Origin of the sequence: Halostella sp. PRR32 (genome assembly GCF_034808085.1) — an archaeon.
GTDB classification, from domain to species: Archaea; Halobacteriota; Halobacteria; order Halobacteriales; family Natronoarchaeaceae; genus Halostella; species Halostella pelagica.
The window spans coordinates 793,505-810,453 of sequence record NZ_JAXHGL010000001.1; the positions used below are offsets into that span (position 1 = coordinate 793,505).

The 16,949-nt window shown below is 63.5% G+C and carries 16 protein-coding genes and 1 tRNA gene; 14 read left to right on the forward strand and 3 right to left on the reverse strand.

Annotated elements, in window-relative coordinates; all coding sequences use genetic code 11:
- Positions 1–58 precede the first annotated feature (58 nt).
- From SM753_RS04210 to SM753_RS04275, 14 genes are all read left to right on the forward strand, one after another.
- Positions 59–1,264, forward strand: coding sequence for a thiolase domain-containing protein (locus tag SM753_RS04210; RefSeq protein WP_323190653.1), 1,206 nt, complete (start codon positions 59–61; stop codon positions 1,262–1,264).
- Positions 1,261–1,641, forward strand: coding sequence for an OB-fold domain-containing protein (locus SM753_RS04215; protein ID WP_323190654.1), 381 nt, complete (start codon positions 1,261–1,263; stop codon positions 1,639–1,641). The genes SM753_RS04210 and SM753_RS04215 overlap by 4 nt, the downstream gene beginning before the upstream one ends.
- Positions 1,642–1,768: 127 nt before the next feature.
- Positions 1,769–3,112: an ABC transporter substrate-binding protein gene (locus tag SM753_RS04220; RefSeq protein ID WP_323190655.1), complete on the forward strand. Its 1,344-nt coding sequence runs from the start codon at positions 1,769–1,771 to the stop codon at positions 3,110–3,112.
- On the forward strand, positions 3,112–3,921 hold the full coding sequence (locus SM753_RS04225) for an ABC transporter ATP-binding protein (protein ID WP_323190656.1): 810 nt from the start codon (positions 3,112–3,114) through the stop codon (positions 3,919–3,921). Before SM753_RS04220 ends, SM753_RS04225 begins: the two co-directional genes overlap by 1 nt.
- Entirely contained in the window at positions 3,918–4,628 is a 711-nt protein-coding gene (locus SM753_RS04230; RefSeq protein WP_323190657.1) for an ABC transporter ATP-binding protein, read from the forward strand. Before SM753_RS04225 ends, SM753_RS04230 begins: the two co-directional genes overlap by 4 nt.
- Positions 4,625–5,635: a branched-chain amino acid ABC transporter permease gene (locus SM753_RS04235; protein ID WP_323190658.1), complete on the forward strand. Its 1,011-nt coding sequence runs from the start codon at positions 4,625–4,627 to the stop codon at positions 5,633–5,635. Before SM753_RS04230 ends, SM753_RS04235 begins: the two co-directional genes overlap by 4 nt.
- Positions 5,636–5,675: 40 nt before the next feature.
- Positions 5,676–6,977 (forward strand): branched-chain amino acid ABC transporter permease, encoded by a 1,302-nt coding sequence (locus SM753_RS04240; RefSeq protein WP_369335314.1) that lies wholly within the window; start codon positions 5,676–5,678, stop codon positions 6,975–6,977.
- Positions 6,974–7,993: a 3-oxoacyl-ACP synthase gene (locus SM753_RS04245; protein ID WP_323190659.1), complete on the forward strand. Its 1,020-nt coding sequence runs from the start codon at positions 6,974–6,976 to the stop codon at positions 7,991–7,993. Before SM753_RS04240 ends, SM753_RS04245 begins: the two co-directional genes overlap by 4 nt.
- A gap of 41 nt (positions 7,994–8,034) precedes the next feature.
- Positions 8,035–8,105, forward strand: a tRNA-Pro gene (locus SM753_RS04250).
- A 795-nt stretch (positions 8,106–8,900) separates the two neighbouring features.
- A complete protein-coding gene (locus tag SM753_RS04255) occupies positions 8,901–9,365 on the forward strand; it encodes a type IV pilin N-terminal domain-containing protein (protein ID WP_323190660.1) in 465 nt (154 codons plus the stop codon).
- A 586-nt stretch (positions 9,366–9,951) separates the two neighbouring features.
- The gene (locus SM753_RS04260; RefSeq protein WP_323190661.1) at positions 9,952–10,434 is read left to right on the forward strand and encodes a type IV pilin N-terminal domain-containing protein; all 483 of its coding nucleotides are present in this window, start codon (positions 9,952–9,954) and stop codon (positions 10,432–10,434) included.
- A gap of 895 nt (positions 10,435–11,329) precedes the next feature.
- Complete coding sequence (gene coxB, locus SM753_RS04265) at positions 11,330–12,184, forward strand: cytochrome c oxidase subunit II (protein WP_323190662.1); 855 nt, start codon at positions 11,330–11,332, stop codon at positions 12,182–12,184.
- Entirely contained in the window at positions 12,181–14,733 is a 2,553-nt protein-coding gene (locus SM753_RS04270; protein WP_323190663.1) for a cbb3-type cytochrome c oxidase subunit I, read from the forward strand. Before coxB ends, SM753_RS04270 begins: the two co-directional genes overlap by 4 nt.
- A gap of 8 nt (positions 14,734–14,741) precedes the next feature.
- Positions 14,742–15,002, forward strand: coding sequence for a cytochrome C oxidase subunit IV family protein (locus SM753_RS04275; protein ID WP_323190664.1), 261 nt, complete (start codon positions 14,742–14,744; stop codon positions 15,000–15,002).
- A gap of 121 nt (positions 15,003–15,123) precedes the next feature.
- On the opposite strand, the gene SM753_RS04280 is transcribed toward SM753_RS04275, so the two are convergent.
- The 3 genes from SM753_RS04280 to SM753_RS04290 all read right to left on the reverse strand — a co-directional run bounded on the left by SM753_RS04280 (position 15,124) and on the right by SM753_RS04290 (position 16,874).
- Positions 15,124–15,579 (reverse strand): nucleoside deaminase, encoded by a 456-nt coding sequence (locus SM753_RS04280; RefSeq protein WP_323190665.1) that lies wholly within the window; start codon positions 15,577–15,579, stop codon positions 15,124–15,126.
- Between the two features lie 136 nt (positions 15,580–15,715).
- Complete coding sequence (locus SM753_RS04285; protein WP_323190666.1) at positions 15,716–16,375, reverse strand: hypothetical protein; 660 nt, start codon at positions 16,373–16,375, stop codon at positions 15,716–15,718.
- Between the two features lie 43 nt (positions 16,376–16,418).
- Entirely contained in the window at positions 16,419–16,874 is a 456-nt protein-coding gene (locus tag SM753_RS04290) for a hypothetical protein (RefSeq protein WP_323190667.1), read from the reverse strand.
- Positions 16,875–16,949: the final 75 nt, after the last annotated feature.

The following is a 16,949-nucleotide window of genomic DNA, read 5'->3' on the forward strand; positions in this document are numbered from 1 at the left end:
TTGGGCGGTTCGAACAGTACCCTGCTCTCTTATCGACCTCCAGTTCCTGTGTGTGACCATGACTGATGCAAACGTAGTGGGCGTCGGCATGACGGCGTTCGGCGTCCACGGATCGACTCTTCCCGACCTGTTCGCCGAGGCCGCACTTCCCGCGCTCAACGACGCCGGTGCGACGGCCGACGACGTAGACGCGTTCTACCTCGGCAATGCGATGGGCGGGCAGATAGAGGGTGAAAGCCACCTCGCGCCGACGCTCGCGTCTCATGTCGGTCTCGCCGGGGTTCCCTGCCAGCGGTACGAGGACGCCTGCGCGACATCGTCGAACGCGTTCAAAAACGCCGTGCGCGCGGTCGAAGCGGGCCAGCACGACGTAGTTCTGGTCGGCGGCGTCGAGCGGTGCTCGCCGGAGACGGGCAAGGAGACGGACGCGATGACGCGGATCTTTGCCAGCGCCGCACACGGGGCGTACGAACGGCCGACCGGCCTCACGTTCCCCGGCGTGTTCGCCCTGTTGACGAAGCGACACATGCACGAGTACGGAACGACGCCCGAGCAACTCGCGGCGGTGGCCGTGAAGAACCACCGTCACGGGAGTCTGAACCCGCGAGCGCATTTCGGCTCGGAGACGGCCGTCGACGAGGTGCTCTCGGGCCCCGTCGTCGCCGACCCGTTCCGCCTGCACGACTGCTGTCCGTTCTCCGACGGCGCGGCCGCCGCCGTCGTCGCGAGCGCCGACGCCGCCGAGACGCTCAGCGGCGACCCCGTGCGCGTCGCCGGCGTCGGGCACGCGACAGACATCGTTCCGATCGCGGACAAGGCCCACCCCTCTGCGACGCAGGCCGCCCGCGACGCCGCGGGGCAGGCGTACGAGGCGGCGGGCGTCGGACCGGACGACGTAGATGTCGTGGAACTCCACGACTGCTTTACCGGCGCGGAAGTGCTAGCGACGGAGGCACTCGGCCTCGTCGAAGACGGCGAGGGCGGGCCGGCCGCCGCGGCGGGGCGCACGTCGCTGGGCGGCGAGATCCCGGTCAACCCGAGCGGCGGCCTGAAAGCGAAGGGCCATCCCATCGGTGCGACCGGAGTCGCACAGGTCGTCGAACTGACCGAGCAGTTGCGCGGCGACGCCGACAGGCGGCAGGTCGAGGCGGCCGACGTCGGCCTGGCACACAACCTCGGCGGCGACGCGGCGACGACGATAGTCAGCGTTCTGGAGAGCGTCCCGCGGCGCGACTCCGACCAGCGCGGGGAGGTGGCACGATGAGCGAGAGCCTCGACGCCTACCGGTCCGACGGTCGGCTCACGACCAACGGCTGGCGTGCGGCGCTCGAAGACGGCGTTTTGCTCGGCCAGACCTGTGCGGACTGCGAACACGTCACCGCCGCGCCGAAGGCGGCCTGCGCTCGGTGCGGGTCGCGTGACCTCTCGACGGTTCAACTCCCCGAGGAAGGCACGGTGTACTCGGTCAGCAGGATCGAGGTGGCTCCCGCCGGGTTCGACGCGCCGTACCACGTCGGTCTGGTCACGCTCGGCGACGCACGGCTGACGGCACGGCTGTCTGACGCTGCCGAAATCGGCGATAGTGTGTCGTTCCAGGATGCGGTGACGACCCCCGAAGGACCGGCACCGCGTTTCGGCTGATTGGGGTATATGGCCCACGGAATGACCGTTTTCGCCGACTCTGACCGCGGAGAGCCGTTGCCGGATCGGCCGGGTTTGTATATCAACACCGGTGACTTTGCGGGTTTAGTGCGTGGATTGGTACACGATGACACACACGACTCGACGGTCGTTACTCAAAAGCGCAGGTGCGATAGGTCTCGCCAGCGCCGCAGGATGTCTCTCGGAGGACGGCGGCGGCGACGGCGGATCGCTTCGCATCGGCATCATGCAACCGCTTACGACTTCAGTCGATTACTACGGTCAGCAGAGCCTGTGGGGGTTCCTCTCGGGGTTGGCGTACAAACACGACCAGGACCCGCTGTCGGTCGATTCTCCCACCGAGGAGACTATCGAGGGCGACCAGTACGACTACGAACTCCTGATCGAGGACTCGGAGTTCGACGCCGACCAGGCACAGTCAGTCGCCACTGACTTCGTCGAAAACCGCGACGTAGACATCCTGTTCGGAACGGCCTCGTCAGGGTCGGCCAGACGGGTTATCGAGACGGTGGTGAGTAACACGGACACGCCCTTCGTCGCCGGCCCGGCGGCCGCCGCCGACATCACGTCCGACAGCCAGTACTGCCACGAGCGCGTGTTCCGGGCGAGCGAGAACACCGCGATGGACGCCCGGAGCGGCGGCCGGTACGTCGCGAACGAAACCGACGTCGAACGCGTGTTCATCATGGCCGCCGACTACAGCTTCGGACGTGCGGTCGCTCAGAACTACCGGACCGTTCTGGAGGGCGAGGGCATCGAGATAGTCGGCGAGGAGTTCGTTCCCCAGGGCTACTCCGAGTTCGAGGGGTTCTACGAAAACGCCGTCGAGGCCGGCGCAGACGCCGTCATCGGCGGGTTCACGGTACAGACGCTTCCGCAGTTCCTCAGCACTGGCCTTTCCGGCGATTACGGGCTGCGCATGTTCGGCGGCTTCGCGACGCTCATCTCGAACCAGGCGCTCGGCGGCGTTGCCCAGCGCGTGTTCGGCGAGGACTTCACCGCCGAGGACCTTCGAGACGCGGAACTCGGCCCGTTCACGACACGCTACCACTGGAACCAGTACGACAACGACATCAACAGCGACTTCGTCGACATGTACACCGGAGCGTACGATATCGTTCCGGACCTTTTCACCTCCGGGACGTTCACCGCGGCCTCGTCGATCGTCCAGGCCGTCGAGGAGAACGGGTCGACCGACGCCGACGACGTCGTCGACGCGCTCACCGGAATGACTGTCGAAGACACGCCGAAAGGACAGGGCGGGTACACGTATCAGGAGTACAACAACCAGGCCAGGTCCGCGATGACCATCTCGAACCCGGTACCGACGACGGACGAGTGGGCGGGCAACTGGGACGCACCGGTAATGCCCAGTCCTCCCGTCACCGAGATCTCGGCGGACGACGCGACTATTCCACAGAACGCAAGCGGGATGAACTGCGACCTGTGATGATCCGGACGACAGGACTGACCAAGCGGTTCGGCGGTCTCACAGCGGTCGACGGGGTCGATTTCGAACTCGGGCAGAACGAACTCTGTTCGCTCATCGGTCCGAACGGTGCCGGGAAGACGACGTTTTTCAACCTGCTCACGGGCACGCTCGCCCCGACGGCCGGCCGCGTCGAATACCGCGAGAACGACTGGGTCGACGTGACCGACGACGGCCCCCACGAGACGGCGCTACGCGGGATCCACCGCTCGTACCAGATCACGAACGTCTTTCCGACGGCGACGGCGCTGGAGAACGTTCGCGTCGCCGCGCAGGCACACGGCGGCAACGACGCCTGGAAGCTATGGCGCAACGTGTCCGCGTTCGGCGAGTACGAACGGGAGGCCGGCGAGATACTGGACCGGGTCGGACTCGGCGACGAAACGGACACGGTCGCATCGACGCTGTCTCACGGACAGAAGCGACATCTCGAAGTGGCCGTCGCGCTCGCCGGCGACCCTGACGTTCTCCTGCTCGACGAACCGACAGCGGGCGTCTCAAGCGACGCCATCGACCAACTGGTCGAACTGATACGGAACGTCGCCGAGGACCACTCGGTCCTGCTCGTCGAGCACAACATGGACGTGGTGATGGACGTCAGCGACCGCGTGGCCGTCCTCCACCGGGGCGAACTCATCGCGGACGACGACCCGGTCGCGGTCCGCGAGAACCCGGACGTACAGCGGGCGTATCTCGGTGGGTACGAGGCCGACGGGGACGGGTCGAACGCGGGCGGGAACGACACGGGTACAGGGGGTGAACCCGCGTGAGCGGCGATCCCCCCGCGCTCGAACTCGACGGCGTCCACAGCTACTACGGCGAGAGCCACGTCCTTCGCGGCGTGGACCTCTCCGTCGAAACCGGCGAGAACGTCGCTCTCGTGGGTCGGAACGGCGTCGGGAAGACGACGACGCTCCGGTCGATTTTGGGGCTGACGCCGCCCCGCGAGGGGACGGTTCGGATCGACGGCGAGGACGTCACCGGCGAACCCACTCACGAGATCGCGCGACGCGGCGTCGGGTGGGTGCCCGAGGAGCGTCGGATGTTCAAGCACCTCTCCGTGGAGGAGAACCTCCGGGTCGCGACGCCGCCCGGATCCGACATGTCCAAACGAGTTCAGGAAGCGCTCGACGCGTTCCCGGCGCTGCGCGACCACGTCGACAGGGAAGCCGGCGACCTGAGCGGCGGCCAGCAACAGATGGTCGCCATCGCCCGCGTGCTGGTCGGCGACAACGACCTGTTGCTCGTCGACGAACCAAGCGAGGGTCTCGCACCGCTCATCGTCGAGGAGGTCGTCGACGCCCTGGGGACGCTGGCCGAGGACGTGACGTTGCTACTCGTCGAGCAGAACTTCCCGATGGCGATGGATCTCACCGACCGGTTCTACCTGCTCGACCAGGGGAAGGTGGTGGAAACGGGCGACTCAAACACCGCCTCGCGTGACGACGAAACCATCCGGAGGTATCTCTCGGCATGACCGACGCCGCCGTGCTCTCCGTCGTCGACGTTCTCGTCGACCTGCTGGAACCGACGACGCTGGTCCGGATACTACTCGACGCGCTGTCGAAGTCGGCGCTGTACGTGCTCATCGCGAGCGGCCTCTCGCTCATCTTCGGCCTGATGGGCGTGTTGAACTTCGCGCACGGGTCGCTGACGATGCTCGGCGCGTATCTCGGCGGCGCAGTGATGGTCGCACTCGTCTCGGGTAGCACCAGTGAACCGGTCCAATTACTGCTGTTTTTCGTCGCTATCGCCGCGACGTTCGCCGCGCTGACGCTGCTCGGCGGCGCGGTCGAGATGACGCTTATACGCCCGATATACGACCGCGAGCCGCTGTTTCAGATCCTGCTGACGTTCGGGCTGGTGCTGGTGCTCGACGAACTCGCGCGCATCGCCGTCGAACTGTACGGACTCCAGCCGCGGAGCGACTGGCAGGCCGCGCTGGGGACGGCTCCGGGCTTTCTCTCGTCTCGTTACACCGTCGCGGGCGTCACGACGCGGGGGCTCTACCTGTTCGAGGTGTTGATCGGCGCGCTGGTCGTCGCCGCCATCTGGGCGTTCCTCACCCGGACGCGGTACGGCCTGTACATCCGCTCGGGGAGCGAGGACTCGGAGATGACTCGCGCGCTGGGTATCGACGTCCGGCGCACGTTCACCGTCGTGTTCGGCCTCGGATCCGGCCTGGCGGGGCTGGCCGGCGTCGTACTGATGTGGGACCCGCGCTTCGGCGCGAGCGTCCCGCTGTCGGTGGAGACGCTGCTCGTCGCGTTCGTCGTCGTCATCATCGGCGGGCTCGGATCGTTCCGCGGCACCGTGGTCGCCGCGGGAGTCGTCGGACTGACCGACGCGCTCATGACCTGGCTGTTCATCAACCACGTCGACTTCGCCGGCCTCCCCGAGATGGTCACGTTCCTGGTGCTCGTCGCCGTGTTGATCGTTCGCCCGCAGGGATTCTACGGCATCGCGGAGGTGGGCGGCCATTAGCGATCCGACCCAACCGGCTGACACGGCGGACTCGACCGACGTGTCCGAGCCGACCGAAACGTCGGACGCCCCCGCGGTCACAGACCGGCGGGGAGCGTACGCGCGGCGAGTACTCGCCGACCACGCGGTACACGCCGCGGTCGTGGTGGCCTTCGCGCTGTATCCGATAGTGTACACCGTCCTGGGCCAGACGCCGCTCGGGTCCGAGTTCGAGGTCTTCCTGCCGCGAGTTCACGCGATGGTCGCCGTGCTGTACATCGGTCTGTTCGCGATGAGTTTCGACTTCATCAGCGGCTACACGGGCTATCTCTCCTTCGGCCACGCGCTGTTTTACGGGAGCGGCGCGTATCTGGTCGTCCTGACGGCGACAGACAAGGTGCCGCTGCTCGGGCCGGACACGCCGTTCATGCTGCTGATACTCGTCGCTGGTCTCGTCGCGGTCGCGCTGGCGCTCGCAGTCGGTGCCGTCTCCTTTCGTCTCTCCGGCGTCTACTTCGCGATGATCACGCTCGGCTTCGCGGAGGTAGCTCACGTGTTCATCAGGAACTGGGACCACGTGGGGAGCAATCCGAGAGACGGCGCATCGATCGGTGCCGCCGGCGACGCGTTCGCGGTCGGCGTTCCCGGCATCGACGCGCTTCAGGTCGGCATCGGCCGCCTGGTCGGCGACGAGTTCGGCGACGTGTTCGGCATCGGCGTCGAGTTCGGGACGGCGGAGGTCTCCTACTACGCGATAGGCGCTGTCGTGTTGGTCTGTTATCTCCTCATGCAGCGGATTATCCACTCCCCGTTCGGGCGAGTGATGATCGCGATTCGGGAGAACGAAGAGCGCGCCCGGGCGGTCGGCTACGACGTGTTCCGGTTCAAACTCGCCGCGTTCGCGATCAGCGGCTTCTTCGCCGGGGTCGCCGGCGCGCTGTTTGCCGGCTACCGCCGGACCGTCGCACCGGGGAACACGTTCGACCTCTTTTTCACCGCTGAGGCGCTACTGGCCGCCATCGTCGGTGGGTTCGGGACGCTCGCCGGGCCGCTGTTCGGGTATCTGTTCAACGCCTCGGTCGAGGGTGTCCTGTCCACGGAACCCCACGGAATCGCCCGATATCTCCGCGACGTTCTCTCAGAGTCGACCCTGTCGGCGGGCGCTGGGGGAGTCACCGTGGCCGATGTGATCAACGTCCTCGTCGACGGGCGGGCCGACCTCTATCTCGGCATCGTGTTCATCCTGTTCGTGTTGTACGTCCCCCGCGGGATCCTCGGGACGCTTCGCGACCGCCTCGGCGGCCACGTCGCTGACCGACTTCCCGAGCGAGTGCGTTCGCGCTTCCGGGGGCGAAACGAGTGACGGTCGCGTTGACCGGCTACGGCCGCTACCTTCCGGACGACCGCCTCACCGGTGCCGAGATCGCGGACCGGAGCGGCATTCCCGAGTCGGTCGTCGTCGAGAAGATGGGCGTCCGGGAAAAGCGCGTCTGCCCGCCCGATGACGACCATCCCTCGGACATGTGCGTCGCCGCCGCCGAGGACGCACTCGCGGACGCGGCACTGGACCCCGCCGACGTCGACCTCGTGCTGTATCACGGGAGCGAATTCAAAGACTACGTCGTCTGGAGCGCCGCCGCGGATATCGCCGACCGGGTCGGTGCAGACGACGCGTACGCGACGGAGAGCTACACGCTCTGTGCCGGCGCTCCGATCGCCATCCGACAGGTCCGCTCGCAGTTGATCACGGGCGACATCGACACGGCCCTGCTCGTCGCCGCCAACCGCGAGGAGGACCTCGTCGAGTACGAGAACGAAGACGCGTCGTTCATGTTCAACTTCGGGAGCGGCGCGTCCGCGATGGTACTCGAACGCTGTGCCGGCGACCGCGCCCGGGCACAGGTCCACGAGAGCGCGGCAATCACGGACGGATCGTTCTCCCGAGACGTGGTGATGCCCGCCGGCGGTACCCGGCACCCTCCGAGCGGGGAGACGGTGGCCGCCGGCATGCACTCGCTCGATGTGACCGAGCCCGAGGGGATGAAAGAGCGTCTCGCACCCGTCTCGCTCCCGAACTTCGTCGACGTGACTGTCGAGGCGCTGAAGCGGTCGGGGCTCGCCCGCGACGACATCGGGTTCGTCGCACTCACCCACATGAAACGCTCGTTTCACGACCGGTTCTTCGAGGAACTCGGCCTGAACCCGAACTCTGACGGCTACTACCTGAGCGAGTACGGCCACGTCCAGAGCGTCGATCAGGTGCTCGCACTCGACGAGGGGGTGGCCGCCGGACGCGTCGATCCGGGCGACATCGTCTGTTTCGTCGGCGCAGGCACGGGGTACACCTGGGCCGCGACCGTCCTCCGATGGCGCGGATGAAACGAAGCGCTTAATTGTCGTACGCTCTTCGAATCGGGTACGGGACCGTGGGGTAGTGGTATCCTCTGCGGATGGGGTCCGTTGGACCCGTGTTCGAATCACGGCGGTCCCATAAGGATTTCATTTCTTTTCACATCTGGAGAGCATATGGCTTATCGGTCCAAATTACCAGGACATATCCGTAGTAATATTCTCTAACACGGCCCTCGCTGCTCGTCAAAATATTCCTGCGGAACAACGTGTAAAGCGACGAGGTGCGGGGGCTGACCGGGCCGGGAGTCGTGCGACTGACCGACACTACGCTGACGACGGTATCGACGATCCTACTCGACCCGGATCCAGCGAAAAGATAGTTCCCTCGTTCCCCTATGGTCTCAGACGACGTACGAGTTGATAATTCTATGGTGACTGCAAGTTCTCGCGCTGTACACTTCTCAGATCGTACTATCCCCGTGGATCTCCCTTTGGATGTAACTCCTGACCGTCGCGCGTCGATAAGGATCCGTGGTTAGAGGTGGCTTAGGCAGTCAAAAACAAGTGTGGTGGTAGATACAGGGTGCGTGTCTATCGCATTCGGATACTACTTCAACAAATTCGCCGGGACCAACTGGCCTGGCGATGACTGCATCTTCGTTTTACCCCATATCTCGGGCCGTTCAAGGGCTGCTATCCGGGTCACAATTACACATTGAAGGATATATACGTCATCCTGAGTATCTTGATCATAGTAAAGTAACGATAACTTATTTAACTATCCGAGGTATTCCATCGGTGTACGCATTACCACAGCAAAAGCGGGACGGCACGGGATCGGATCATCCATCGCGTGCGTTACTGTCGGTCTAATGGACCGACATATAACCGTTCCGTACACTGTCTGTAATGCGCAATAACAAACCACAACACAATGGATTTAAAAGAATTATTCACAGACGACGACGCGGTTTCGCCGGTGATCGGCGTGATTCTCATGGTCGCCATTACGGTGATTCTGGCTGCCGTGATCGGGGCGTTCGTTCTCGATCTCGGTGGCAGTCAGGAATCGGCTCCGCAGGCTAGCTGGTCATTCGATTACGATGCAGGTGGTGACGGTGCCTACGACAGTAGTCTGGACGACACCGTGACGATCAGTCACGATGGAGGAGACGACATCGACAATAGCACACTAAGCTTCTCCGTTGGTGGGACAAATACGGCCGATTCGAGTGAGCTCAATCCCAATGGTGGTCCTTCTGACTGGAGTGCTGGGACTAGCATGGACATTCAAGAAAATACAAACTCACAGATCAACTCCGGGGATGAGGTTCTGATTATCTGGGAGGGGTCGTCTGGTGACTCCAGTAACACGATCGGCGAAGGCTCGGTCCCGTAACTGACTGCCAACTTCCCGTTCTACGGGGTTCTGTGCGGTTTTTTATTGGTTCTGTAGCACAAAGTGCTCATGCGCTGTATCGGGAGCGATCAACATCAGTTATCACTATCGAGAGAGCGGGGATCCCCGACCGCGGCCGAACCTTCCTGATTGGCGTCCTCATGCCGACATCCAAAAACCAACGAGTAGCAAAGGATCACTTGACTTCGAAGCGTCGTGTACCGATCTACAAGCGTCCGGGCCGATATCCGTATCGAGATCATTCGTTTCCCTGAAGACTTTGGGTGATACGAGATGGGTTTCTCAGGTATGGTTTATAATTGATATGAGCAGCGCTAAATTACCTGTGTGTTAGTGGACACAGATGTTCAATCGGCGGTTGAATCGCCGCAAGTAGTCATTGTTATCACGGCTGATAATTAACGGAAAGAATGATTTAATAGTAATTGGTGTTTTCGGTTTCTTGACGCGCTTACATGAAAACGGCGACAGAGGAGTGGGACGCCGCTTCCTAGTACGTGGTCGGTGGCACAGATCACCGGAACGTAGTCGCCTTCGTGGAGTGCGCAACACATACCATAACACAATGAAACTCAAAGCATTATTCACAGACGACGATGCGGTTTCGCCGGTTATCGGCGTGATTCTCATGGTCGCCATTACGGTGATCCTGGCGGCCGTGATCGGGGCATTCGTCCTCGACCTCGGTGGAAATCAGGAATCGGCACCCCAGGCGAGTTGGAGCTTCGACTACGACGAAGGTACAAACGGTGGCTATGGTGACGGTACGGGTACCAATGACGACGACACCATTACCATTGGCCACGATGGTGGAGACGACATTGATAATAGTACGCTGACCTTCTCAGTGGGTGGGTCATCTACTGGGAGTACTGCCGATATTAATCCTGACAGCACCACGACTGTTTCTAGTTGGTCGGCTGGATCCTCCATGGACATTAATGAAGTGAACGCTGGAGGTATCAATAGCGGCGACGACGTTCTGGTTATCTGGGAGGGGTCGTCCGGTGACTCCAGTAACACGATCGGCGAAAGCTCGGTCCCGTAACTGACTGCCAACTTCCCGTTCTACGGGTTTCTGTGCGGTATCTTTTATTCAGCGCAGCCAACGAAACTGCAGAGGCAGTCGACGCGTCGCTCACCAGTTAGCGGCAGGCCCGCGCCCCTACACGCGAGCCACATGACAACAACAGTTGTAACTGCGCACACAGGGACTTAGTAATAAAGTGGTTAGCGGCATAATCGGGCGTTTAACTCGGTATTATCGGGATTTTCGGAGACAAGGGGAATTCGACCTCGACCCGGACGGAGCCGAGACAAGCGATCGGCCCGGATACGCACATCTTCAGGACGGTCTAACGCGTGGCCAAGTTAGAGCGTCGCGTGACGGAACCGTAGACGTAACAGACGGTCACCTTCTCGACGCTCCGGAAACGCAACTTCCGGTGCCCGCGAAGTTCGATTCCCACTGATCGACATACCAGGTAAGAAACCCCTGTTACCGCCGGCGATATCCTGTGTCGTCGGTTCGCGTCTGAGGGTCAGGGGTAGGTCGACCTACGTCGCAGGAGCGCCCCCGGGGACCGAATGCCGAGGGATTACTCGCTCGGCTAGGTCATCCTCCGAGACGGTCCCGGCGCTGTGATCGCTGTCTGAGCGGGTCTGCTGTGTTACCGCTACGACCGCGCGAGGGCGTGCGGCCGATGCCGAAATAACTTACAGCAGTCCCAAGAGCGGTCAACGCAGTCGAGACAGGACCTCCCTGTGAAGCGATCAGGTCTCCCGACTGGGTAGATAATTCCAGCGCAGGTGGCCGAGAAACACATCTCCCGCTATTTCCGACAGATTCGGCCCGCTCTCCGAACGTGTTCGGCGACGACGGCGACATCCCCGTAACGGATAAGTGACAGCGTGTTCAATAGAAATAAAGAATGTCCCGAACGATGGGTATAGATCCGCCCTTCGGTAAGGGGTTGGTAAACGTTATCGTCGAACACGTCTTGCATTCGGGCGGCGCTGACGACATCCGGACGACGTTCGATATCTTTCGAGAGATATTCCTGGTGTTTCTGGTCATCGGGACGGCCGTCGGCGTCGTCGTCGTCGCGTACATGACGTACAACGCCTACAAGTACCGAGACGGAAACGGGACGGCCGATAGCGGCGACGTCTCCCGGCCGGAACTGGGCGAACTCCCGTCCGGCAGCGGCGGCGGAAAGAAGCTGTTCGTCTCGTTTTTCTTCAGTGCGATCATCGTCGTCTCGCTTATCGGCTGGACGTACGGGGTGCTCGGCTACTACGAGGAGGGACCGACGGAAGCGGAGACGGACGAAGCGCTCGAAATCGAGGTCACGGGCTACCAGTTCGGCTGGCAGTTCACGTATCCGAACGGACACACGAACTCCACGCTGGTCGTCCCGCAGGACCGGCCGATACGCCTGACGGTCACATCTGACGACGTGTTCCACACGTTCGGCGTCCCAGAGCAACGCGTCAAAACCGACGCTATCCCCGGGCAGACGACGAAGACGTGGTTCGTCGCCAACGAGACGGGACAGTTCGAAGCCCGGTGTTACGAGCTCTGCGGGAGCGGTCACTCGTACATGACCGCGGACGTGGTCGTGGTCAGGCAGTCCGAGTTCCACGACTGGTACGACAACCGGAGCGCGGCCGAGAACGAGACGCAAGCTGACGACGAGTCGAACGAGACAGGTACCGATACGGAGGGACGGCTGGCGGGCGGTACCTCCGTTACGACCCCCCACCACGCGATTGAACCGACCCCCATCGAACCATGACCGAAGACGCTCACGCCGAGAACGGCCACGACGGACTGCCCCCACAGACAGCGGTAAAACGGTGGCTGGTAACGACGAACCACAAGGACGTCGGCATCCTCTACATCGTGACCTCGCTCTTTTTCCTCGTGTTCGGCGGCGTCCTCGCGCTCCTGATGCGAGTGGAACTGTGGACAGCGACCCAGACTGTCATCGCGCCGGGCGCGTACAACGAGACGGTCAGCGCCCACGGGCTCATCATGATCTTCTTTTTCATCTCCCCGTTCGCGTTCGGGTTCGCGAACTACGTCGTTCCGCTCCAGATAGGGGCCGAGGACCTCTCGTTTCCCCGTCTGAACGCGCTCTCGTACTGGCTGTATCTCTTCTCGGGGCTTCTGTTCGGTACCTCCTTTTTCCTCGGCGGGACGTTTTCTGGCGGATGGACGATGTACGCCCCGCTGAACATGCCGGCGTACACGCCGACGGTCGGTGGGACGACCGCCGTCCTCGCGCTGATGCTGTTCGTCGCGTCGGTGACGGTGTCGTCCGTGAACTTCCTCACGACTATGCACCGCCAGCGAGCCGAGGGCCTGACGACGCTGAAGCTGCCGCTGTTTAGCTGGACGATCCTGCTGACGGTGTGGATGATGCTGTTCGCCTTCGCGGCGCTTCTGGCGGCGTTGCTCATTCTCGCCTCGGACCGCATCGTCGGCACGGTGTACTTCCAGGCGACCGAGGGGGGATCTCTCCTCTGGGCGCACCTGTTCTGGTTTTTCGGCCATCCGGAGGTGTACATCGTCTTCTTCCCCGCGCTGGGGATCATGGCCGAGTGTTTCCAGACGTTCTGCGGCCGGCGGATCGTCGGCCGGAAGTGGTTCATCGCCGCGATGGTGCTCGTGGCGATCCAGAGCTTCTTCGTCTGGATGCACCACATGTTTCTCACCGCGATCAGCCTGGAGATAAAGACGCTGTTCATGGCGACGACCATCGGCATCTCCCTGCCGTTCGACCTGATGGTGTTCGCGCTGATCTACACGATGGTGAAAGGGAAGATCCGGTACACGACGCCGTTTCTCTTCTCGTTCGGCGCGCTCGTGCTGTTTATCATCGGCGGCATCACCGGCGTGTTCCTCGGCGCGGTCGTGCTTGACTACGAGTTCCGCGGCACCTACTGGGTCGTTGCGCACTTTCATTACGTGATGGTCGGTGGGGCGACGGCGCTGTTCGGCGGCCTCTACTACTGGTATCCGAAGATAACGGGGAAGATGTACGACGAGTTCCTCGGGAAGGTCCACTTCGTGCTGTACTTCGTCGGATTCAACCTGCTGTACTTCCCGATGTTCGTCGCCTGGGAGACGCCCCGGCGCGTGTTCGAGTACCACCAGAGCTTCGTCGCGTGGCACCAGCTCGCATCGATCGGTGGATTCGTCCTCGCGGCGGGCTTTCTCGTGATGTTTTACAACCTCTACAAGAGCCTCTTCGCCGGCGAAGAGGTCGACGGGAACCCCTGGGAGTACGCGTCGTCGGCGGAGTGGTCCGTCTCCTCGCCGCCGCCGTTCGAGAACTTCCCCGGCCTCCCCTCGTACGGTGACGGCCGCCTCCGGTTCCTGACGCCCGGTCGCGGGGGCGAAGTGGCTGACGGCGGCACCGCGCCGGGGGACGACGCCCTCGACGCCGCGGCGGACCCGGCAACCGAATCCGACCGCCCGCAGTCAGACGGCGGGACCGTAACGGCCGAGGCGGCTCGTCCCGAGATCGCCCGCGACGAGACGGCCGATACCGCGCTCCCGGATGCGGAAGCCGAGGAGGAACATCCCGACCACGCGAGCTACTGGCCGCTCGCTATCGGGCTCTCGGCGTACGTGACGTTCCTCGGCCTCTCGGGGATCCGGATGGACACGGCGATGTATCCCGCGCTCACGGGCGTCGGTCTGGTGATGGGCGCGTTCTCGTTCGTTGGCCTCGGCCGGGAGTCGTTTCACGTCCCCGAGATGGCGGTCGCGGAGCGGTGGCCGTTCGAGGGGGTCGAGAACGGGAAGCTCGGGATGTGGATCTTCCTGGCGTCCGACGTGGTGCTGTTCGGCTCACTCATCGGGTCGTACGTGTTCATACGGGTCGCCTACGGGTGGACGGCGTGGCACGTCGTCCCGCACGATCCGATCCCGGGACTAATAAACACGTATCTGCTCTTGACGAGCAGTTTCACGGTCGTGCTCGCGCTGGTCGCGGCCGAGCGAGAGAGCACGCGCGGCCTCGTCGCCAGCCTGGGAGTCACGGTGGCGTTCGGCGTCGGGTTCCTCTACAACAAGGGCATCGAGTGGCAGGAGCTGTTCCACGAGGGGACCACCGTCGGCAGCAGCGTCGAGGCGTCGACGTTCTTCCTGACGACGGGCCTGCACGCTGCACACGTCATTATCGGTCTGCTCATCGCCCTGTTCATGATAGCGCAAGCGCTGAAGGGGGCGTACCTCGGCGAGGAGGGGAGCAGGAAGGTGGAGTACTTCGGGCTGTACTGGCACTTCGTGGACATCGTCTGGCTGTTCCTGTTTCCGCTGTTCTACATCCTGTAGGTGACACCATGAGAAAAATCACACTGTACACGATAATCTACGTGGTCCTGTTCGTGTTCGCGACGGTCCAGGTACTCGTCGAGTTCGCGGGGTTCGACTACTGGACCGGGCTGGTGGCGATCCTCGCGCTGTCGGCAGTGAAGGCGGTTCTCGTCGCCGGATATTACCAGCATCTCGTCCACGAACCGCGGTCGCTCACCGCGCTGATGGTCGGGAGCCTGTTCGTCGCGCTGGTGCTCACGACGGCGGCCGCGTTCTCGATCATGTGAGGTGGCTGTGGTCGGGAATCTACGCGGCCCCGTAGAGGCGAGTGCGCCGGTACGGAGTTCAGATGTAGCGGTCGTTCCAGTTCGGGGTCACCTCCGTAGGAGTCGGTTCGTCGTCGCTTGATTACCAGTCGAAATCGCGGTGAATCTGGCGTCCCGTATCGTTCAGCACGGGACCGACAACCTCACTGATCCCGTCGAGGATCTCTGCCGATCGGACCGACGGCTCGTTGCCGGTGAACTCCGCGATCTCGTCGCTGCCGACGCTGTAGACGACCCGTCCGAATCCGGCTTTGGCCATTCCGCCGGCGCACATCGGGCACGGCTCCGTGCTCGTGTACATGACGGTCTCGGCGCGGTCGTCCGGGTCGAACTCTCGACAGGCCCGATACGCGAGGTGGAGTTCGGGATGACGACGGATGTCGTTCTCGGTAACTACGCGGTTCGAGTCGGCCATGATGACCGTATCGTCGCGGACGAGTACGCTACCGAACGGCCGGTCACCGCGGTCGGCGGCCTCGCGGGCGAGTGTGAAGGCCTTGCGCATGTGCGAGTCGTGATCGAAGTTCGGGTCGGTCACGTCCGGACACAGGTTCGGCCACTACGTAGTTCCACCCCCCGAGCGGTTTTCATCACGAGCGGAATCGACAGCGAAACACTCACACGTACTTGGCAGATAGCGTTCTTCGGATCGCAGTACGGGTTTCGCCGAGCGATCACTCGATCCCCGGTCGCCGGTACAGGAGCGCCACCGTCACGACGAACGCGGCGGTCGCGATGTCGACCGAGTGCGCGTACGCCGCCGCGGCACCGGCGGATCCGGCCACGCCCGCGGCGAGCGTCGTCAACACCGGAAGGCTACAGCCGACGCAGGCGACCAGGCCGAGGCCGCCGAGCGCGGTCGCACTCAGCGCCTTCGTCGTCGCGACGTAGAGGAGATACGAGAGCGAGAGATAGCCGACCGCGAGATAGGGCACGAAGGTGACGTAAAACGAGGGCGAGACGTACGACAGGACCGGACCCCACCCCGGCGAGCGCACGGCGAAGCGGGTTCCGAGCGGCCCCTGGGGGTCGCCGGTCAGCCCCACGAGACCGCCAACCGTCGCCAGGACGGCGAAGTACGCCACGGCGAGGACAAGCGCGACCGCCTCCCGCCGGCGGGACGCGTTCGGCGGGGGCGTCTTCACCGCCGCCAGCACGCCGAGATTGATCCAGACGAACGGGTAGAGGACGTAGCGTAGCGATGTCGGTTCGCCGGGCCGGACCCGGAAGTGAACCGCGACGAGGAGCAACTCCGCCGCGACGGCGAGAACGAGTAGCCGGACATCTCGGCGCGACGTCACCGCGTCGAGTCGGTGCCCGGTCGCGCCGCTCATCGCTCCCACCGCCGTCGCCGGGCGAGGGCGGTCCGTCTCACGCTCATCCGGCCGCGACGAGTTTCACGACGACGCCCGCCACCAGCAACACGCCGAACGCGGTGGCGCTCTCGGCGACGGCGAGCGCGCTGGAATGCCCTCGCTGACGACCGAGGAGGTAGACGCCGGCGAGGAGATACAACGCCAACATGGCGACGAACAGTATCGGGAGCATGTCGCCGAGCGTCGCCGGGTCGCCGAGAGCGAACACGCCGGCGGCCGCGAACCCGACAGTGACGATCACGAAGCCGACGATCCACGCGGCCACGTCGTCGTACAGACGCGCGAGGAGTCGCTCGCCGGGGAGGACTGGATCACCGCTTCTACCGGCGGTTTCCGCATCCCGTGAGCGCGTGGGACTGCCGCCGGACGCCGCGCGGCGCGACCCGACGACCGTCGCGCCGGCCACCGCCACGAGGAACAGCCCCGTCACGACCGTGCTTATGGTGAGTGTTACCATTCCCCTTCCACCTGTAACTCACGTCGTCCGCCCGAGACAATAAGCGTTTGCTCCGCGACGACCCGGCCCCGACTA